Here is an 18,497-nt window from a genome sequence, read left to right on the forward strand (position 1 = left end):
AGCAGAAGCCGCTAACACAGAACTGACAGAGATCCAATCATGTTTACAGTAATGCAACCTTACCGTAAAATGCCCGTACACTTTAAACGCCACCAGATCCCGTGGAATTGAGGTCGTTCAATGAGACTCAGGAAATACAATAAAAGTTTGGGATGGATGTCATTAATCGCAGGTACTGTATTACTCAGTGGTTGTGATTCTGCACTCCTTGACCCAAAAGGACAGATTGGACTGGAGCAACGCTCTTTGATTCTGACGGCCTTCGGCCTGATGATGATTGTCGTTATTCCCGCCGTCTTGATGGCAGTAGGATTTGCCTGGAAGTATCGCGCGAGCAATAAAGATGCGAAGTATAGCCCGAACTGGTCACACTCCAATAAAGTGGAAGCTGTGGTCTGGACGGTACCTATTCTGATCATCCTGTTCCTGGCCGTTCTGACCTGGAAAACCACTCACGCACTGGAGCCAAGCAAACCGCTTGTCCATGACGAGAAACCAATCACCATCGAAGTCGTATCGATGGACTGGAAATGGTTCTTTATCTATCCGGAACAGGGTATTGCTACCGTTAACGAAATCGCCTTCCCGGCGAACGTACCGGTACACTTCAAAGTGACCTCTAACTCGGTGATGAACTCGTTCTTTATTCCGCGCTTAGGCAGCCAGATCTACGCAATGGCCGGGATGCAGACTCAGCTGCACCTCATTGCTGACGAAGCTGGTACTTATGACGGTATCTCCGCTAGCTACAGTGGCCCGGGCTTCTCTGGTATGAAGTTCAAAGCGATTGCTACCCCGGATCGTGCAACTTTCGATCAGTGGGTTGAAAAAGCGAAACAGTCTCCGAACGCTATGGACTCTATGGCCGCGTTCGAGAAAGTGGCTGTGCCTAGCGAATATAACAAAGTGGAATACTTCTCTAACGTGAAGCCGGATCTGTTCAAAGATGTTGTGAACAAATTCATGTCTCACGAGAGCATGAACATGTCCAAACCTGAAGGCGAGCATGCCGCTCACGACGGGATGGAAGGCATGGACATGAGCCACGCGGAAACCGCTCACTAAGGGGCCGAGGAAGAAAACGATGTTCGGAAAACTTACACTGGATGCAGTGCCCTACCACGAACCTATTATCGTGGTAACGGTGGCTGCGATTATCATTGGGGGACTGGCGCTTCTGGCGGCCATCACTTACTTCGGTAAGTGGTCCTACCTATGGAACGAGTGGCTGACCTCTGTCGACCACAAACGTCTCGGTATCATGTACGTTATCGTGGCAATCGTCATGCTGCTGCGTGGCTTTGCTGACGCCATCATGATGCGTAGCCAGCAGGTGCTGGCCTCGGCCGGGGAAGCAGGCTTCCTGCCGCCTCATCACTACGATCAGATCTTTACCGCCCACGGCGTTATCATGATCTTCTTCGTGGCGATGCCGTTCGTTATCGGTCTGATGAACCTGGTGGTTCCGCTTCAGCTCGGCGCACGCGACGTAGCCTTCCCGTTCCTCAACAACCTGAGCTTCTGGTTCACCGTTGTGGGCGTGATTCTGGTTAACCTGTCTCTGGGCGTCGGTGAGTTCGCGCAGACCGGTTGGCTGGCCTATCCGCCGCTGTCGGGAATTGAGTACAGTCCTGGCGTAGGGGTCGACTACTGGATTTGGGCGCTGCAGCTCTCCGGTATCGGTACTACCCTGACCGGTATTAACTTCTTCGTGACCATTATCAAGATGCGCGCCCCGGGCATGACCATGTTCAAGATGCCGGTATTCTCCTGGGCATCTCTATGCGCTAACATCCTGATTATCGCCTCTTTCCCAATTCTGACCGTCACCATCGCGCTGCTGACCCTGGATCGTTACCTGGGCACCCATTTCTTTACCAACGATATGGGTGGCAACATGATGATGTACATCAACCTGATTTGGGCCTGGGGTCACCCGGAAGTGTACATCCTGGTTCTGCCGGTGTTCGGGGTCTTCTCCGAAATCGCCGCGACCTTCTCGCGTAAGCGTCTGTTCGGTTACACCTCTCTGGTGTGGGCAACCGTCTGTATTACCGTTCTGTCGTTCATCGTTTGGCTGCACCACTTCTTCACCATGGGTGCCGGCGCGAACGTAAACGCCTTCTTCGGTATTACCACCATGATTATCGCGATCCCGACCGGGGTTAAGATCTTCAACTGGCTGTTCACCATGTATCAGGGTCGCATCGTCTTCAACTCGGCGATGATGTGGACTATCGGCTTTATCGTGACCTTCTCCGTAGGTGGGATGACCGGCGTGCTGCTGGCGGTACCGGGCGCGGACTTCGTTCTGCACAACAGCCTGTTCCTGATCGCGCACTTCCATAACGTTATCATCGGCGGTGTGGTGTTCGGTTGCTTCGCCGGTCTGACCTACTGGTGGCCGAAAGCCTTTGGCTTCACCCTGAACGAAACCTGGGGCAAACGCGCTTTCTGGTTCTGGATCATCGGCTTCTTCGTAGCATTTATGCCGCTGTACGTGCTGGGCTTCATGGGGATGACCCGTCGTCTGAGCCAGCAGATCGATCCGCAGTTCCACCCGATGCTGGTTGTTGCAGCTTGCGGTGCGGCGCTGATCGCCTGCGGTATCCTGTGCCAGCTGATTCAGTTCTACGTCTCTATTCGCGACCGCGATCAGAACCGTGACCTGACCGGTGACCCGTGGGGTGGCCGTACGCTGGAGTGGGCAACCTCTTCTCCACCGCCGTTCTACAACTTCGCTATCGTTCCTCAGGTTCACGAGCGTGACGCCTTCTGGGAAATGAAAGAGAAAGGTGAAGCGTACAAACAGCCTGCTCACTATGAAGAAATTCATATGCCGAAAAACAGCGGCGCCGGCATCGTCATTGCCGCCTTCGCGACGGTATTTGGTTTCGCCATGATCTGGCATATCTGGTGGATGGCGATCGCCAGCTTCATCGGCATCGTAGCGACCTGGATTATTAAGAGCTTTGACGAGGACGTGGATTACTACGTACCGGTTGCAGAAGTCGAAAAACTGGAAAAACAGCATTTCGATGAGATTAACAAAGCAGGGCTGAAAAATGGCAACTGATACTCTTGCGCATACTGCCCACGCGCATGAACACGGGCACCATGATACAGGACCGATGAAGGTATTCGGTTTCTGGATCTACCTGATGAGCGACTGCATTATCTTCGCTACGCTGTTTGCTACCTATGCCGTTCTGGTGAACGGCACGGCCGGCGGACCGACTGGCAAAGATATTTTCGAACTGCCGTTCGTTCTGGTTGAAACCGCACTGCTGCTGTTCAGCTCCATCACCTACGGCATGGCGGCTATCGCCATGTACAAAAACAACAAGAGCCAGGTGGTTTCCTGGCTGGCGTTGACCTGGCTGTTTGGCGCCGGATTTATCGGGATGGAAATCTATGAATTCCATCACCTGATCATGGAAGGCTTTGGTCCGGATCGTAGTGGCTTCCTGTCCGCGTTCTTCGCGCTGGTCGGCACCCACGGTCTGCACGTGACCTCTGGCCTTATCTGGATGGCGGTGCTGATGTTCCAGGTTTCACGTCGTGGCCTGACCAGCACTAACCGCACACGTATCCTGTGCCTGAGCCTGTTCTGGCACTTCCTGGACGTCGTGTGGATCTGCGTGTTCTCGGTTGTCTATCTGATGGGGGCGATGTAATGAGTCATTCTACCGATCATAGCGGCGCTTCTCACGGCAGCGTGAAGAGCTACATGACAGGATTTATCCTGTCCATCATCCTGACGGTCATTCCGTTCGCCATGGTGATGAGTGGCTCCGCCTCGCATGCGGTTATCCTTGGCACCATTCTGGTGACCGCTGTGGTGCAGATCGTGGTACACCTCGTGTACTTCCTGCATATGAACAGCAAGTCCGATGAAGGCTGGAACCTGACCGCATTTATCTTCACCGTAATCATCATTGCGATCGTGGTTGTCGGCTCCATCTGGATTATGTGGAACCTGAACTACAACATGATGATGCACTAAGAGCGGCGAGTATGTTTAAGCAATACCTGCAAGTTACGAAACCAGGCATTATTTTTGGCAACCTGATCTCCGTGATCGGCGGTTTCCTGCTGGCCTCCAAAGGCCACATCGACTATCCGCTGTTCGTCTGGACGCTCCTTGGAGTATCCCTGGTGGTCGCCTCGGGTTGTGTATTCAACAACTACATCGACCGGGACATCGATCGTAAGATGGAACGGACGAAAAACCGGGTGCTGGTCAAAGGGCTGATCTCGCCAGAAGCTTCGCTGGTGTACGCCACCTTGCTGGGTATTGCTGGCTTTATGCTGCTGTGGTTCGGCGCAAATCCGCTGGCCTGCTGGCTGGGGGTGATGGGGTTCGTGGTTTATGTCGGCGTCTACAGCCTGTACATGAAACGCCACTCTGTCTACGGCACGCTGATTGGCTCACTCTCCGGCGCAGCGCCGCCGGTGATTGGCTACTGCGCGGTCACCGGTGATTTCGACAGCGGTGCGGCGATCCTGCTGGCTATCTTTAGCCTGTGGCAGATGCCTCACTCCTACGCCATCGCGATTTTCCGCTTTAAGGATTATCAGGCGGCGAATATTCCGGTGCTGCCGGTGGTGAAAGGCATTTCGGTCGCCAAAAACCATATTACGCTGTACATCGTCGCCTTTGCCGTTGCGACCCTGATGCTCTCGCTGGGCGGTTACGCCGGGTATAAATACCTGGTCGTGGCGGCAGCGGTCAGCGTCTGGTGGCTGGGTATGGCGCTGCGTGGCTACAAAGTGGCAGATGACAAAGTCTGGGCGCGCAAGCTGTTCGTCTTTTCCATCGTCGCCATCACTGCGCTGTCCGTGATGATGTCCGTTGACTTTATGGTGCCGGATTCACATAGCCTGCTGGCTTACGTGAGATAATCTTGCTCTCCAGTACGATATAAAGCCCCGTTTTGACGGGGCTTTTTCTTTTCTGTTGCAAATTGGTTCCTTTCTCATTTCATACTTCCCCTCCCCTCCCCCGCACCGGTTTCGCTATCTCACGCCCAAAAAATGAGGAAAAAATGAGCTTGTGCTAACCGGGTATCGCTCGCGCCGCACGCGCCCGCGATGCTACTTTTCGCCTCGGGTTTACCCCCGTTTGGGAAATATTCACTACAAGGAATCGCAATGAAAGAATTAACACTGAACGAAATGGAGTACATCTCCGGCGGCTTTAACCTGTTCGGCGCGTCCAACGGCTTCGCCAGCTTTGTCGCCAACTCTGCCGTCGGCTTCGCCTCGTTTGTCCTCACCTCCGGTACCGCCTTCGCCTCATTCGTTGGCGACAGCGCGATGGCGTTTGGTTCCTTCCTGACCGGTCAGACAAACTGGGAAACCTTTGTGACCACCGGTAAGGAAAACTGGGGTAGCTTCGTCAATACCGCCGGCACCAGCTGGAACACCTTTGTCGATAACGCCGCCAGCGACTGGAGCAGCTTCCTCAACAAAGCGTCAGCCTAAACGACGTCTCCCCGAGGGCAGCGCATCGGCTGCCCTGTTTAACCCACCAGCATCGCCTGCGCGCTATAGAGCAGATCAAGGTGGTCGCGGCATAACGCGTCCAGCGAAGTCCGCGATTGATGACTGGTCAGACTTAACGCTCCCCACCAGGTCCCTTCCCTGTCGGTTAACGGTACCGCCAGCACCAGCATACCAATCTCAAACTCCTGCTCGATAGTGGCATACCCCTGACGCCGCACCTGGGCAATCTTCTCCATCAACGACGCGACGTCGGTCACCGTATAGGGCGTGCGTTGTTCCCGGTTAATGCGCTGTAGAACCGCTTCACACTCTGCTTCCGGCAGCGAAGCCAGCCATAACCGCCCCCCGGCGGTACAAAAGATGGGCACCCGCTCCCCAAGCCGAACCGACGTGGAGTTAAATGGCGTATGACGGCTGCGGGCGATATAGACCAGTTCATCTTCATCCACCACCCCCACCGAGGCGTGCTCCTCGGTCCGGCTGGCGATGTATTCGACAATCGGCCGCACCATGCGGGGAAACTGCGCCGAATCGACGTAGGCCTGACCAAGCCGCAGCGTCTTCGGGGTAAGCCAGTAATAGCGCCCATCGGTTTGCAAATAGCGCTCATGCAGCAGCGTCAACAGAAAACGTCGTGCCGCGCTTTGCGTCAGGCCGCTCATTTTCGCCGCCTGAGCGACGGTGAGCTTTGGGCAGGTTTTAGAAAAAAGCTGGATGAGCGCCAACCCTTTTTGTAAACCGACGATCAGATCGCGAGGATGAATGGTGTTTTGCATATTCGCTCACATTTTTGCAACATCATTATCGATTTCCTGCGATTATCGCAGCGATCGTGCGATTAACAACCGACATGTCCGAATTCTGCGTTGTCGCTCCCAGCTTCCACTGAAATACTTTCACAACATTCATTTAACAAATGAGGTTTGCAATGGTCAGTGGAACTACCCAGGTTGTCGCCGTGATTGGTCATCCGATCGCCCAGGTGAAATCACCGGATAACTTCAACCGCTACTTTGCCGAACAGCACATGGACAGCGTCATGATCCCGGTGGATATCGCCCCGGACGCGGTGGCCGCCTACCTCAACGCCCTGCGCGGCTGGCAGAACATGAGCGGCGTGCTGGTGACGGTGCCGCATAAACAACGCGCCGCCGCGCTGGTCGACGAGCTTACGCCGCGCGCCCGCCGACTCAACGCCATCAATGTGATCCGCAAGCTGGCGGATGGCCGGTTACAGGGCGATATGCTGGACGGCGTCGGCTTTCTGCTCGCCGCCGAGGCTCAGGGTTTTCAGCCGGCAGGTAAGCAGGCGCTGCTCTCCGGTTGCGGCGGCGTCGGCAGCGCCATCGCCTGGGGATTGTGCGAGGCGGGGCTCCGTCAGCTGGCTCTGCACGATCAAAACCCCGCCACCCGGCAACGCCTGCACGACCTTCTGGCTGAAGCCTTTCCGGCGGTGCGACTGAGCGCGCTGCCGGACACCCTGCACGGCGTCGATCTGCTGGTCAACGGCTCGCCGGCCGGCATGGCCGGATTTGATGCGCTGCCCCTGCCGCAGGCGCTGCTGGATACCCTCGACAGCGCCACCCACGTGGCTGACGTTGTCACCGCCCCGGTGATGACGCCGTTGCTCACCTTCGCCGCCGCCCGCGGCTGCCGGGTACAGACCGGGCCGGAAATGGCGCTGGCGCAGATGACGCTGATGGGCCAGTTTATCGGCGCCATCCCGCCGGCGCAGGGAGCGGCGGCATGAAGAGCTGGGATGTGATCGTCATCGGCAGCGGCGCCGCTGGCTTTGCCGCCGCGGTCACCGCCAGCTGCAAAGGGCTGTCGGTGCTGATGCTGGAGAAAGCCGGTCAGTTCGGCGGCACCTCGGCCATCTCTGGCGGCGCCGTGTGGCTGCACGATACCGACCAGGCGCGCGCTGAGGGCAAAAGCGGTAGCGCCGAAGCGATCAAAACCTATCTGCGAACCATTATCGGCGAGGACCACTACCGCGAAGATATCGCCGAGGCGTTTATCAGCGCCGGGCGAGAGGCCCTCGCCTTTCTGGAGCGCGAGGGGGCGGTGAAATATAGCCTGCGCCCACTCTCACCTGATTACTATCCGGATGAGCCCGGCGCCGTCGACGTCGGGCGGGCGTTGGAGGTGGTGGAGTATGACGGCCGTGAACTGGGGGACGCGTTTCGCGACCTGCGCTCGCCGCCGCCGGGGATGCTGCTGTTTGGCGGAATGATGGTCAACCGCGTCGACATTCAACATTTTCTCGATATGCGTCGCTCGCTGCGCTCCCTGGCCCATTGCACCCGACTGCTGCTGCGCTACGCCCGCGACCGGGTGACATACCCTCGCGGCACCCGCCTGGCGATGGGCAATGCGCTGATTGCCCGCATGGCGACCACGGCGCTGCGTAAAGGCATGAGCCTGCGGCTGAATGTCAATGTTCTGGCGCTGCGCGAAGCGCAAGGCGCGGTCACCGGGGTAGAGATCGAGTGTCAGGGGCAAAGAGAGACGCTGCACGCCCGGCGAGGAGTGGTGCTGGCCGCTGGCGGTTTTGCCGCTGGCGCGCTGGCGGCGCGCTATCGGCCTGACACCCGAGAGCACTTCACCATGTCGCCGCCGGCCAATGATGGCGCCGCGCTGCGTCTCGCGGCGGCGCTTAACGCTCGCGAGGGAGCCGATCGGGCATCCAACTTTTTCTGGGCGCCGGTATCGGTGCTGACCCGGGCCGACGGCAGCGAGGAGCGCTTCCCCCACCTGGTGACCGACCGGGCCAAGCCGGGCGTGATTGCCGTCAATCAGCGGGCGGTACGCTTCGTTAATGAGTCCAGCTCCTATCACCATTTTGCCAGCGCGATGCAGCATGCCGCGGAGAATGCCCCCTGCTTTTTACTGTGCGACGCTCAGGCGATGAAGCGTTACGGCCTCGGGCTGGCGCGCCCGGCGCCGGTGAACAATGACGCCCTGATCGCCGCCGGCTATCTGCACAAAGCCGACACCCTGGCCGCGCTGGCGCAGCAGCTTGGGCTGGATGCCCACACTCTGAGCGAGACGGTCGCCCGCTACAATCGTGACGCCGCGCAGGGCGTGGACCGTGAGTTTGCCAAAGGCGGCAACAGCTATAACCGGGCGATGGGCGATCCGGGCCATCACCCTGACGCATGCAACGCTCCCCTGCTCAGCGCGCCGTTCTATGCCATCAAACTCTATACCGGCGATCTGGGGACTTCCCGGGGTCTGGTCACCACCGCCGATGCCCAGGTCGTCAACGCCGAAGGAAAGCCTATCGCGGGGCTGTACGCGGTGGGAAACGACATGGATTCGCTGATGGCCGGCACCTACCCGGGTCCCGGCATCACCCTTGGCCCGGGGCTGACGTTTGGCTACCTCGCCGCCTGCCATCTGGCGCAACCCGCCACCCACTAATCAGGAAAACATCATGATCTACGAAAAACGCACCTACACCATCAATCCGCTGAAAATGGCCGACTGGCTGGCGCTGTACCAAAGCGATGCCCTGGAGGTGCAAACTGACCATCTCGGCAAACTGATCGGCTTCTTTTTTACCGAGATCGGCGTGGTCAATCAGGTAGTGCACATCTGGGCTTACGAAAGCCTGGACGATCGCCTGGTACGCCGCGCGCGGATGGCCCAGGACGAGCGCTGGCAGACCTTCTCGCGGAAAAATCGCGAACTGGCCGCCGTGGAGCGCCTCGAGTCGGTGCTGATGCGCCCCACCGCTTTTTCACCATTGCAGTAAGGAGTCCATCATGAGCGGGCCTGTGAAGGTGGATATGCTGGTGGTCGGCTCCGGCGCGGCGGGACTCTCTGCCGCGGTCACCGCGGCAATGCACGGCGCCAGCGTCATGGTGGCGGAGAAAGCGTCAGTGCTCGGCGGAACCAGCGCCTGGTCCGGCGGCTGGCTGTGGATCCCCCGCAACCCGCTGGCGCGAGCGGAGGGCATCGACGAAGCGGCCGATGCCCCGCTGACCTATCTGCAGCATGAGATGGGGGGAGAAGCCGCCGACGTTCGCTTGCAGACCTTCCTGCATTACGGGCCGGAAATGGTGGATTTTTTTCATCAGCGGACGGCGGTGAAGTTTCTGTCGGGCAGCACCATACCGGACTTTCACGCGTCGCCAGGCGCGGCGAACGGTGGGCGGTCGGTCACCGCTCAGCCCTACGATGGCCGCCTGCTCGGCGACTGGCTCCACCGACTGCGCCCGCCGCTGGAGACTATCAGCCTGGCCGGGATGGGCATCGCCGGCGGCGCGGACATGGCGCATTTTTTCAACGCTACCCGCTCGCCGCGCTCTGCGCTGTATGCCGCCCGCCGCCTGCTGCGCCACGGCTGGCAACGGCTGCGCGCCGGACGAGGGCTGCATCTGGTCAATGGCAACGCGCTGGTCGCCCGTCTGCTGCGATCCGCCCTCGACGCCGGGGTGCGCTTTCAGCTCAACGCCCCGGCAGTCAGACTGCTGCAGGGTCCGCAGGGAGTGTCCGGTGCAGTGCTGCGCAGCGACGGCGGGGAGATACTCGTCGAAGCGGGCGCCGTGGTGCTGGCCTGCGGCGGTTTTCCCCACGATCGGCAGCGCCTGGCGCAGGTGGTGCCTCACGCCGCGGAGGGCTACGGCCATTTCTCCGCCGCGCCGCCTGACAATCAGGGCGAGGGGATCCGCCTTGGCGAATCCGTCGGCGGCCAGTTCGATACCCGCCTGCGCCACCCGCTGGCCTGGGCGCCGGTGTCCCGCGTCACCCTCGCCAGCGGCCAGCAGCTGATGTTTCCCCATCTGGTGGAGCGAGCCAAGCCCGGGGTGATCGCCGTCCTGCCTAACGGCAAACGCTTTGTTAACGAGGCCGATTCCTATCACGACTTTATCGCCGCCCTACTGGCGGCGACGCCCGTGGGCGACACGCCGCAAGCCTGGCTGCTGGCCGATCGGCGCGCGCTGCGCCGCTATGGCCTGGGCCACGCCAGGCCCTTCCCGTTCACCCCTACCGCCTGGCTGCGTACCGGCTATCTGCTGCGAGGAAACACCCTGGCCGAGCTGGCGAAACTTTGCGCCATCGATACCGATGCGCTGGCGGAAACCGTTGAACGCTTTAATCACTTCGCCAGCACCGGTGAAGACGTCGATTTTCACCGCGGCGCATCGGCCTATAACCGCGCGCAGGGTGACCATCAGGTGACGCTCGGACCGCTGCGCGAAGGGCCGTTCTACGCGGTGCGCATTCTGCCCGGCTCGCTGGGCACCTTCAGCGGATTGCAAACCGACGAACACGCTCGGGTGCTGGACGGGCAGCAGCAGCCGATACCGGGCCTGTTCGCCATCGGCAACGACATGTCGAGCGTGATGCGCGGCTATTACCCCAGCGGAGGGATCACCCTCGGGCCGGCGATGACCTTCGGCTACCTGATGGGCAAAAAACTGGCAGAAAACACAATAAAAACAAAGCAATAAAAACCAGGGACGGCAATACCCCTGGCTAACTTCACCTGCAACTGAACCGGAGCCATTTATGAACATGCGTACCCTATCGCTCGCCGCGCTGAGCCTGCTCGATGTCTCTCCCCCCGAACAGGTGCGGATAGCGGCCAGAACCGGTTTTACCCACGTGGGTCTGCGGCTGCTGCCCGCCACCCCCGCCGACCCGGACTACGATATGCTGGGCGATACCCCCGCCGTCCGCGCGACCCTGGCCGCGCTGATGGAAACCGGCATCCGCGTCTCGGACGTGGAGATCGTCCGCCTGAGCCCGGGGTTTACCCTCGACGATCGGCTGCAGCGCTTTATGGAGACCGCCGCGCGGCTTGGCGCCGGGCAGGTGTTAGTCGCCGGGAATGACGACAACCTGCAGCGCAGCGCCGACAACCTGGCCACTCTCGCCGCGGCCGGCCGCCCGTTTGGCCTGACCATGAACCTTGAGCCAATGCCCTGGACCCAGCTGCGCACGATCGCCGATGCGCAGGCGCTGATCGCCGCCAGCGGGCGGGAGGATATTGGCATCCTGGTGGACGCCCTTCATTTCTGGCGCGCGGGAGAATCGCTCGCCGCCCTCTCCAGCCTGCCCGCGCATCATCTGAACTATATGCAGCTCTGCGATGGCGCGGCGCAGCGGCCGGAAAGCGAGCAGGAGCTCATCCGCCAGGCCCGCTCAGCGCGCAACGTGCCGGGGGAAGGCGGTTTGGATCTGTACGGTCTGATGTCGGCTCTGCCGGCGACGCTGCCGGTCTCCCTCGAGGTGCCGCTCGACGGCGAGCAGGGCGCCCTGCCGCCCCTCCAGCGGGCGCAATTACTGTTCACTGCCGCGCAGCCCTACCTGCGCTCCTGCGCATAAGGAATCCGCTATGACACAGACTCAACGCCTGGATGTCAGAGAGTTAATTAACCGTAACCCGCTGAGCCGCTTTCAAAAGCAGATTATTTTTCTCGGCTTTTGCGTTATCGCTCTCGATGGGTTTGATATCGCGATCATGGGCTTTATCGCCCCGACGCTGAAGCTGGAGTGGGGGGTAAGCAACCACCAGCTGGGCCTGGTGATCAGCGCCGCGCTGATCGGCCTCGCGCTGGGCGCTATTTTCTCTGGCCCGCTCGCCGACTGGCTGGGACGCAAAAAGATCATCATCAACAGCGTCTTCTTCTTCGGCTTCTGGACCATCGCCACCGCCTTCTCGCACAACATTGAGCAGATGATGTTCTTCCGCTTTATGACCGGCCTTGGACTGGGCGCCGCGATGCCGAACATCGGGACGCTGGTGTCGGAATACGCCCCGGAACGGCAGCGCTCATTTATTATTACCGTTATCTTCTGCGGCTTCACCTTCGGCGCGGCGGCCGGAGGATTTACCGCATCATGGCTGATCCCGCAGTTTGGCTGGCACTCGCTGATGGCGCTCGGCGGCATTCTGCCGCTGCTGTTCGCCCCCCTGCTTATCTGGCGGCTGCCGGAATCGGTTCGTTTTCTGGTGATCAAACAAGCGCCAGCGGCGCGCATTCGCGCCATCCTTAATTGTCTTTATCCCGGACAAATCAGCGACAACGTGACGTTTATCCTGCCGGCGCAGCCGGCGGCCGGCAACGCGATGCGCATTGTGCTTTCCCGCCAGTACGGCTTTGGCTCGTTGATGCTATGGCTGGTCTATTTTATGGGGCTGTTCCTGGTCTATATTCTCGGCAGCTGGCTGCCAACGCTGGTTAAGGAGGTCGGGCTTACCGTCAGCCAGGCGGCCGTGATGACGGCGATCTACCAGGCGGGAGGCACACTCGGCTCGCTGTTTGCCGGCTGGCTGATGGACCGCATCAATCCCCATCGCGCGCTGGGAATGATCTACGCCGTCGGCGGCCTGTTTACCATGGCGATGGGCTACGCCGCGGGCAGCTTTGCCTTGCTCTGTATGCTGGCGTTTATCAGCGGCGCCTGCCTGAACGGCGCCAATACGGGCATGAACGCCCTCTCCGCCCGTTACTACCCCACGCAGGCGCGGGCGACCGGCTCCAGCTGGATGCACGGCGTCGGGCGGATCGGCGCGATCCTCAGCGCCTTTTCCGGCGCTGAGATGATGGCGCTCAACCTGCCCTTCGAAAGCGTCTTTTTGATCCTCGGCATCCCGGCTGCCCTCACCGTCGCAGGCCTGGCGGCGAAGGGCATCTTCGCCGCAGGTAATCCTCCCGCCGCTTCGCCAGCCCCCGCCTCTGTGCGCGGAGCGTAATGCGGTATCCTTCCTCCGGTGCAATCTGCGGATTGCACCGCGCGCTGCGGCTAAAAAGAACATTTATTTCATCTTGCCGTGTAACGAAAAGTACTCCGCAACCGTCCGGCCTGCACCCATTGCCGTTGTTTCCCCTCTCCTCTTTTCAATCCAGCAGAAAATAAACTTCTGCTTATTCGATCTCCTTCGCATATATGAAAAATAAATTCCAAATAACAATTGAAACAGAACAAACATTTCCTTAAGTTTAGGTCAGTTTATCCGGATGCGCGTTGCCGCAGGCGTCGGCATTGAGCGCCTCAGAGTGCGAATGATTTCAAAAAGGAGAGCACCATGTTAAACGGTCTGAAACCCTTATCCCGTTCCCTGCGTTGGGGCATGGTCGGCGGCGGGGGAACCAGCCAGATCGGCTACAGCCACCGCTGTGCGGCGCTGCGTGACAATGTTTACACCCTGCTGGCCGGCGCGCTTGACGTTGATGCCGAGCGCGGGCGCGCGTTTGGTGAGCAGCTGGGCATCGCGCCGGAGCGCTGCTACGCCGACTACCAGACCCTGTTTCGTGAAGAAGCCCGCCGTCCTGACGGGATCGAGGTCGTCTCGGTCACCACCCCGAACAATACCCATTTCGCCATCACCAAAGCGGCGCTGGAAGCGGGTCTCCACGTCATCTGTGAAAAGCCCCTCTGCTTTACCGCCGAAGAGGCGCGCGAGCTGGTGGACCTGAGCAAAAAACAGAACAAAATCGTCGGCGTCACCTACGGCTACGCCGGCTATCAGATGATCCAGCAGGCGCGGCAGATGATTGCCGATGGGCTGCTCGGCGAGATCCGCATCGTCAATATGCAGTTCGCCCACGGCTTTCATAACCAGGCCGTCGAGCTGCAGGCAGAATCCACCCGCTGGCGCGTAACGCCGAAGTTCGCCGGGCCCAGCTATGTGCTGGGGGATCTGGCCACCCATCCGCTGTTTGTCGCCGAAACCATGGCGCCGCAGCTCAATATCAAACGGCTGATGTGCTCCCGCCAGAGCTTTGTCCCCTCCCGCGCGCCGCTGGAAGATAACGCCTTTGTCCTGATGGAGTATGACAACGGCGCGGTTGGTTCGATGTGGACCAGCGCGGTGAACAGCGGCGCCATGCACTCGCAAAAAGTGCGCATCGTCGGCGAAAAGGCGAGTATCGAATGGTGGGATGAGCATCCTAACCAGCTAAGCTATGAGGTGCAGGGCGAGCCGGCGCGCATTCTGGAACGCGGGATGCCCTACCTGAGCGCAAACGCGCTGGCGGACGATCGCATCGGCGGTGGCCACCCGGAAGGGCTGTTTGAAGCCTGGGCCAACCTGTATCGCCGCTATGCGCAGGCGATTGACGCCACGGACCGTGACGATCGCGCCTTCCTGCAAGACTTCTGGTATCCGGACGTCGAAGCCGGGCTGCACGGCGTCTACTGGGTCGAGCAGTGCGTCAAATCGGCTGATGCCGGCAGCCAGTGGGTTGACTTTACTTTACCTTAATTTTCCCCCTCGCCAGTGGAGTCCCCCTCCACTGGTTTATTGATTTTTACCAACTTGTCGCATCGCGCAACAGCCCCGTAATATCTGTTAAACAAACATTTATTTACGCTTCTTACCCCCCGCCGCTACACTAGGCGCAGTTTTTATATTGAGGTGGTAATGAACGATAACAAAATGACGCCAGGGGAACTGCGCGCGACCTGGGGTTTGGGGACGGTATTCTCCCTGCGCATGCTTGGCATGTTTATGGTCCTGCCGGTTCTGACCACGTATGGCATGGCATTGCAGGGCGCCAGTGAAGCGCTGATTGGCCTGGCGATCGGCATCTACGGTCTGGCGCAGGCGGTGTTCCAGATCCCCTTCGGACTGTTATCTGACCGTATTGGCCGTAAGCCGTTGATCGTCGGCGGCCTGCTTATCTTCGTGCTCGGCAGCGTCATCGCCGCGCTCACCGACTCCATTTGGGGCATCATTCTTGGCCGCGCCCTGCAGGGTTCCGGCGCCATCGCCGCCGCGGTCATGGCCCTGCTCTCCGATCTCACCCGCGAACAGAACCGCACCAAAGCGATGGCGTTTATTGGCGTCAGCTTCGGCGTCACTTTCGCTATCGCCATGGTGCTGGGGCCGATTATTACCCATCAGCTGGGCCTGCACGCCCTGTTCTGGATGATCGCCATCCTGGCGACCGTCGGCATCCTGCTCACCCTGTGGGTGGTTCCCAACAGCCAGAATCATGTGCTTAACCGCGAATCCGGGATGGTGAAGGGCTGCTTTAGCAAGGTGCTGGCGGAGCCGCGCCTGCTGAAGCTCAACTTTGGCATCATGTGCCTGCACATCATGCTGATGTCCACGTTTGTCGCGCTGCCCGGACAGCTGGAGGCCGCCGGCTTCCCGGCCGCCGAGCACTGGAAGATTTACCTGGTCACCATGGTTATCTCCTTCATCTCGGTGGTGCCGTTTATTATCTACGCCGAAGTGAAGCGCAAGATGAAGCGCGTCTTTTTGCTCTGCGTGGCCATCCTGCTGATTGCGGAAATTGTCCTCTGGGGCGCCGGTGGCTACTTCTGGGAGCTGGTAGCGGGCGTTCAGCTCTTCTTCCTGGCGTTTAACCTGCTGGAAGCGCTACTGCCGTCATTGATTAGCAAAGAGTCGCCGGCGGGCTATAAAGGCACCGCGATGGGCGTCTACTCCACCAGCCAGTTCCTCGGGGTGGCGATTGGCGGCGCCCTTGGCGGCTGGGTAGATGGTTTCTTTGATTCACAGACCGTGTTTCTGCTGGGCGCGCTGCTGGCGATGCTGTGGCTGCTGGTGGCCAGCACCATGAGCGAGCCGCCCTACGTCAGCAGTCTGCGGGTGGAGGTACCGGACGGCGTGGTGGTCGACAGCGCGCTGCAGGCGCGTCTGCTCAGCGCCAGCGGGGTTCATCAGGCGCTGGTGGTGCCCGAGGAGCGCTCGGTGTATATCAAAATCGACAGCAAGGTCACCAACCGCTTCGAGATAGAGCAGCTCATCAAAGGGGTATAAAAAAAGCGGGGAATTCCCCGCTTTTTGCTGTCAGTCTGCCGCCTTAGTCGCGGAAGTTTTTGAACTGGAACGGTTGTCCCAGATCGCCACCGCGTACCAGCGCCATCACCGACTGCAGATCGTCGCGGGACTTACCGGTCACGCGGATCTCTTCGCCCTGAATCTGGGCCTGCACTTTCAGCTTGCTGTCTTTGATCAGTTTAACGATCTTCTTCTGCACCGCGCTTTCAATGCCCTGTTTCAGCTTCGCTTCAACAAACCAGGTTTTACCGCTGTGTACGATATCTTCCGGCACGTCGAGGGAGGTGCCTTCAATGCCGCGCTTGAGCAGCTTGGCGCGCAGGATATCCAGCAGCTGATTCACCTGGAAGTCAGACTCGCTCAGCACTTTAATGGTCTTGTTGGCGTCGTTTAATTCAAACGTGGCTTCAACGCCACGAAAATCAAAACGCGACTCGACTTCGCGGCTCGCGTTGTCCACCGCGTTACGGGCTTCCTGAAGATCAACTTCAGAGACAATATCGAAAGATGGCATCTTTTCCTCTCCTTCCGTTTCTTTTGCGTTGCATAATACCTGCAACGCGGCATAACTCAACTTGTTATCCCGGAAGCTTAGCTGATTACGCAACGCTCGCGCTATTTTCCCCATGCTGCCCGACGACGCCGAAACCCCCTTTCCGTCCGACGATGCGAAAAGCGACGAGATATACTTTAGCCATCAGCGCCTGGGGTAGCGGCAGATGAGGAGGAACAATGAAAGTAACCGTACTGGGATGCGGTGCACTGGGACAACTATGGCTGACCGCGTTGTGCAAACAGGGACATGAAGTCCAGGGCTGGCTACGCGTACCGCAGCCATTCTGTAGCGTCAACGTCATTGAAACCGACGGCTCGGTGTTCAACGAGTCGCTGACGGCCAACGACCCCGATTTTCTTGCCAGCAGCGAGCTGCTGATTGTCACCTTAAAAGCCTGGCAGGTTTCAAACGCGGTGAAGCACCTGGCCGCGATCCTGCCGGTCACCACGCCGATTGTGCTGGTGCATAACGGCATGGGAACCGTCGAGGAGCTGCGCAGCGTGAAACAGCCGTTGCTGCTGGCCTCCACCACCCAGGCGGCGCGCCGCGACGGGAATGTCATCATCCACGTCGCCCAGGGCACCACGCATATCGGGCCGGCGAAAAGCTACGAAGAGGACTACAGCTACCTCGCTGAAGTGCTGCAGAGCGTGCTGCCGGATGTCGCCTGGCACAACAATATCTTCTCGGCCACCTGGCGCAAGCTGGCGGTTAACTGCGTGATTAACCCCCTGACCGCGCTAAAAGGATGTAAAAACGGCGATCTGCGCGACTATCCGCAGGAAGTTGCGGCCATTTGTCGCGAGGTGGCGGCAGTGATGGAGCGCGAAGGTATTCATACCTCGGCGGAAAACCTGCTATTTTATGTCGAACAGGTGATTGAAAGTACGGCAGAAAATATCTCATCCATGCTGCAGGACGTTCGCGCCCAGCGGCACACGGAGATCGACTATATCACCGGTTTTCTGCTCAACCGCGCCCGCGCCCACGGCGTTGCCGTACCGGAAAACGCCCGCTTATTTGAACTGGTCAAGCGTAAGGAGAATGAATATGAGCGCGTCGGCACTGATTTGCCTCGCCCCTGGTAGCGAAGAGACCGAAGCGGTCACCACCATCGACCTGCTGGTCCGCGGCGGAGTCAAAGTGACCACCGCCAGCGTCGCCAGCGACGGCAATCTGACCATCCTCTGCTCGCGCGGCGTCAAACTGCTGGCGGATGCCCCGCTGGTAGAGGTGGCCGATGGCGATTTCGATATCATCGTCCTCCCGGGCGGTATCAAGGGCGCAGAGTGCTTCCGCGACAGCCCGTTGCTGGTGGAAACCGTCCGACAGTTCCATCTCTCCGGGCGCATTGTGGCCGCCATCTGTGCCGCCCCGGCGACCGTGCTGGTGCCCCATCAGCTGTTCCCGATCGGCAACATGACCGGTTTTCCGGCGCTGAAGGATCATATCCCCGCCGATCAGTGGCAGGATAAACGGGTGGTCTGGGATCCACGGGTGAATCTGTTAACCAGCCAGGCGCCGGGAACATCGATTGATTTCGCCCTGAAAATGATCGATCTGCTGGTGGGGCGCGAGAAAGCGTATGAGGTCGCCTCGCAGCTGGTGATGGCCGCCGGCATCTATAATTACTACGAAGCCTGATAGCCGGTCCGCGCCGCGGACTGG

The 18,497-nt window shown here is 59.4% G+C and carries 18 protein-coding genes; 16 read left to right on the forward strand and 2 right to left on the reverse strand.

All coding sequences use genetic code 11. The annotated features are described in order from the left end of the window. Window positions 1-120: 120 nt before the first annotated feature. The 6 genes from cyoA (at window position 121) to ABLX76_RS08200 (ending at window position 5,487) form a co-directional block, all read left to right on the forward strand. A complete protein-coding gene (cyoA, locus tag ABLX76_RS08175) occupies window positions 121-1,065 on the forward strand; it encodes a cytochrome o ubiquinol oxidase subunit II (protein ID WP_004204802.1) in 945 nt (314 codons plus the stop codon). Between the two features lie 19 nt (window positions 1,066-1,084). Beyond that, window positions 1,085-3,076 carry a cytochrome o ubiquinol oxidase subunit I gene (gene cyoB, locus ABLX76_RS08180; RefSeq protein WP_004204804.1) on the forward strand — a complete coding sequence of 664 codons (1,992 nt, stop codon included), beginning with the start codon at window positions 1,085-1,087 and terminating at the stop codon, window positions 3,074-3,076. Then, window positions 3,066-3,677, forward strand: a complete 612-nt coding sequence (locus ABLX76_RS08185) for a cytochrome o ubiquinol oxidase subunit III (protein WP_002891635.1) — start codon at window positions 3,066-3,068, stop codon at window positions 3,675-3,677. The genes cyoB and ABLX76_RS08185 overlap by 11 nt, the downstream gene beginning before the upstream one ends. Then, entirely contained in the window at window positions 3,677-4,006 is a 330-nt protein-coding gene (locus ABLX76_RS08190; protein ID WP_002891634.1) for a cytochrome o ubiquinol oxidase subunit IV, read from the forward strand. The genes ABLX76_RS08185 and ABLX76_RS08190 overlap by 1 nt, the downstream gene beginning before the upstream one ends. 11 nt (window positions 4,007-4,017) lie before the next feature. Next, window positions 4,018-4,905, forward strand: coding sequence for a heme o synthase (cyoE, locus tag ABLX76_RS08195; RefSeq protein ID WP_002891629.1), 888 nt, complete (start codon window positions 4,018-4,020; stop codon window positions 4,903-4,905). A 249-nt stretch (window positions 4,906-5,154) separates the two neighbouring features. After that, window positions 5,155-5,487, forward strand: coding sequence for a hypothetical protein (locus ABLX76_RS08200; protein ID WP_348874411.1), 333 nt, complete (start codon window positions 5,155-5,157; stop codon window positions 5,485-5,487). Between the two features lie 38 nt (window positions 5,488-5,525). On the opposite strand, the gene ABLX76_RS08205 is transcribed toward ABLX76_RS08200, so the two are convergent. Beyond that, complete coding sequence (locus ABLX76_RS08205) at window positions 5,526-6,284, reverse strand: IclR family transcriptional regulator C-terminal domain-containing protein (RefSeq protein ID WP_348874412.1); 759 nt, start codon at window positions 6,282-6,284, stop codon at window positions 5,526-5,528. Between the two features lie 152 nt (window positions 6,285-6,436). On the opposite strand from ABLX76_RS08205, the gene ABLX76_RS08210 reads away from it, so the two are divergent. From ABLX76_RS08210 to ABLX76_RS08245, 8 genes are all read left to right on the forward strand, one after another. Beyond that, window positions 6,437-7,258 (forward strand): shikimate dehydrogenase, encoded by an 822-nt coding sequence (locus tag ABLX76_RS08210; RefSeq protein WP_348874413.1) that lies wholly within the window; start codon window positions 6,437-6,439, stop codon window positions 7,256-7,258. Further along, window positions 7,255-8,931: an FAD-dependent oxidoreductase gene (locus tag ABLX76_RS08215; protein WP_348874414.1), complete on the forward strand. Its 1,677-nt coding sequence runs from the start codon at window positions 7,255-7,257 to the stop codon at window positions 8,929-8,931. The genes ABLX76_RS08210 and ABLX76_RS08215 overlap by 4 nt, the downstream gene beginning before the upstream one ends. A 13-nt stretch (window positions 8,932-8,944) precedes the next feature. Then, entirely contained in the window at window positions 8,945-9,265 is a 321-nt protein-coding gene (locus tag ABLX76_RS08220; RefSeq protein ID WP_288360797.1) for an NIPSNAP family protein, read from the forward strand. A gap of 10 nt (window positions 9,266-9,275) precedes the next feature. After that, window positions 9,276-10,967, forward strand: a complete 1,692-nt coding sequence (locus ABLX76_RS08225; protein WP_348874415.1) for an FAD-dependent oxidoreductase — start codon at window positions 9,276-9,278, stop codon at window positions 10,965-10,967. 58 nt (window positions 10,968-11,025) lie between these two features. Next, on the forward strand, window positions 11,026-11,844 hold the full coding sequence (locus ABLX76_RS08230) for a TIM barrel protein (protein WP_086075213.1): 819 nt from the start codon (window positions 11,026-11,028) through the stop codon (window positions 11,842-11,844). Between the two features lie 10 nt (window positions 11,845-11,854). Next, window positions 11,855-13,216, forward strand: coding sequence for an aromatic acid/H+ symport family MFS transporter (locus ABLX76_RS08235; protein WP_348874416.1), 1,362 nt, complete (start codon window positions 11,855-11,857; stop codon window positions 13,214-13,216). 333 nt (window positions 13,217-13,549) lie between these two features. After that, window positions 13,550-14,728 (forward strand): Gfo/Idh/MocA family oxidoreductase, encoded by a 1,179-nt coding sequence (locus ABLX76_RS08240; RefSeq protein ID WP_023288604.1) that lies wholly within the window; start codon window positions 13,550-13,552, stop codon window positions 14,726-14,728. Between the two features lie 159 nt (window positions 14,729-14,887). After that, window positions 14,888-16,252 carry an MFS transporter gene (locus tag ABLX76_RS08245; RefSeq protein WP_023288603.1) on the forward strand — a complete coding sequence of 455 codons (1,365 nt, stop codon included), beginning with the start codon at window positions 14,888-14,890 and terminating at the stop codon, window positions 16,250-16,252. A gap of 43 nt (window positions 16,253-16,295) precedes the next feature. Here the strand turns inward: ABLX76_RS08245 and ABLX76_RS08250 are convergent, their stop codons facing one another. Then, the gene (locus tag ABLX76_RS08250) at window positions 16,296-16,787 is read right to left on the reverse strand and encodes a YajQ family cyclic di-GMP-binding protein (RefSeq protein WP_002891465.1); all 492 of its coding nucleotides are present in this window, start codon (window positions 16,785-16,787) and stop codon (window positions 16,296-16,298) included. A gap of 218 nt (window positions 16,788-17,005) precedes the next feature. On the opposite strand from ABLX76_RS08250, the gene panE reads away from it, so the two are divergent. Both panE and yajL read left to right on the forward strand, forming a co-directional pair. Next, entirely contained in the window at window positions 17,006-17,917 is a 912-nt protein-coding gene (gene panE / locus ABLX76_RS08255) for a 2-dehydropantoate 2-reductase (protein ID WP_023288602.1), read from the forward strand. After that, on the forward strand, window positions 17,880-18,473 hold the full coding sequence (yajL, locus tag ABLX76_RS08260; RefSeq protein WP_050533094.1) for a protein deglycase YajL: 594 nt from the start codon (window positions 17,880-17,882) through the stop codon (window positions 18,471-18,473). Before panE ends, yajL begins: the two co-directional genes overlap by 38 nt. Window positions 18,474-18,497: the final 24 nt, after the last annotated feature.

It is taken from the genome of Klebsiella sp. JB_Kp004 (genome assembly GCF_040065795.1).
Lineage (GTDB): Bacteria > Pseudomonadota > Gammaproteobacteria > Enterobacterales > Enterobacteriaceae > Klebsiella > Klebsiella quasipneumoniae.

What these genes read in the sequence shown, in the direction of transcription:
- ABLX76_RS08250 (WP_002891465.1), bottom strand. Translation starts at nt 16,787, where the DNA reads ATGCCATCTTTCGATATTGTCTCTGAAGTTGATCTTCAGGAAGCCCGT.
- ABLX76_RS08205 (WP_348874412.1), bottom strand. Translation starts at nt 6,284, where the DNA reads ATGCAAAACACCATTCATCCTCGCGATCTGATCGTCGGTTTACAAAAA.
- ABLX76_RS08225 (WP_348874415.1), top strand. Translation starts at nt 9,276, where the DNA reads ATGAGCGGGCCTGTGAAGGTGGATATGCTGGTGGTCGGCTCCGGCGCG.
- cyoE (WP_002891629.1), top strand. Translation starts at nt 4,018, where the DNA reads ATGTTTAAGCAATACCTGCAAGTTACGAAACCAGGCATTATTTTTGGC.
- ABLX76_RS08185 (WP_002891635.1), top strand. Translation starts at nt 3,066, where the DNA reads ATGGCAACTGATACTCTTGCGCATACTGCCCACGCGCATGAACACGGG.
- ABLX76_RS08220 (WP_288360797.1), top strand. Translation starts at nt 8,945, where the DNA reads ATGATCTACGAAAAACGCACCTACACCATCAATCCGCTGAAAATGGCC.
- ABLX76_RS08245 (WP_023288603.1), top strand. Translation starts at nt 14,888, where the DNA reads ATGAACGATAACAAAATGACGCCAGGGGAACTGCGCGCGACCTGGGGT.
- ABLX76_RS08210 (WP_348874413.1), top strand. Translation starts at nt 6,437, where the DNA reads ATGGTCAGTGGAACTACCCAGGTTGTCGCCGTGATTGGTCATCCGATC.
- cyoB (WP_004204804.1), top strand. Translation starts at nt 1,085, where the DNA reads ATGTTCGGAAAACTTACACTGGATGCAGTGCCCTACCACGAACCTATT.
- yajL (WP_050533094.1), top strand. Translation starts at nt 17,880, where the DNA reads ATGAGCGCGTCGGCACTGATTTGCCTCGCCCCTGGTAGCGAAGAGACC.
- ABLX76_RS08200 (WP_348874411.1), top strand. Translation starts at nt 5,155, where the DNA reads ATGAAAGAATTAACACTGAACGAAATGGAGTACATCTCCGGCGGCTTT.
- ABLX76_RS08240 (WP_023288604.1), top strand. Translation starts at nt 13,550, where the DNA reads ATGTTAAACGGTCTGAAACCCTTATCCCGTTCCCTGCGTTGGGGCATG.
- cyoA (WP_004204802.1), top strand. Translation starts at nt 121, where the DNA reads ATGAGACTCAGGAAATACAATAAAAGTTTGGGATGGATGTCATTAATC.
- panE (WP_023288602.1), top strand. Translation starts at nt 17,006, where the DNA reads ATGAAAGTAACCGTACTGGGATGCGGTGCACTGGGACAACTATGGCTG.
- ABLX76_RS08230 (WP_086075213.1), top strand. Translation starts at nt 11,026, where the DNA reads ATGAACATGCGTACCCTATCGCTCGCCGCGCTGAGCCTGCTCGATGTC.
- ABLX76_RS08190 (WP_002891634.1), top strand. Translation starts at nt 3,677, where the DNA reads ATGAGTCATTCTACCGATCATAGCGGCGCTTCTCACGGCAGCGTGAAG.
- ABLX76_RS08235 (WP_348874416.1), top strand. Translation starts at nt 11,855, where the DNA reads ATGACACAGACTCAACGCCTGGATGTCAGAGAGTTAATTAACCGTAAC.
- ABLX76_RS08215 (WP_348874414.1), top strand. Translation starts at nt 7,255, where the DNA reads ATGAAGAGCTGGGATGTGATCGTCATCGGCAGCGGCGCCGCTGGCTTT.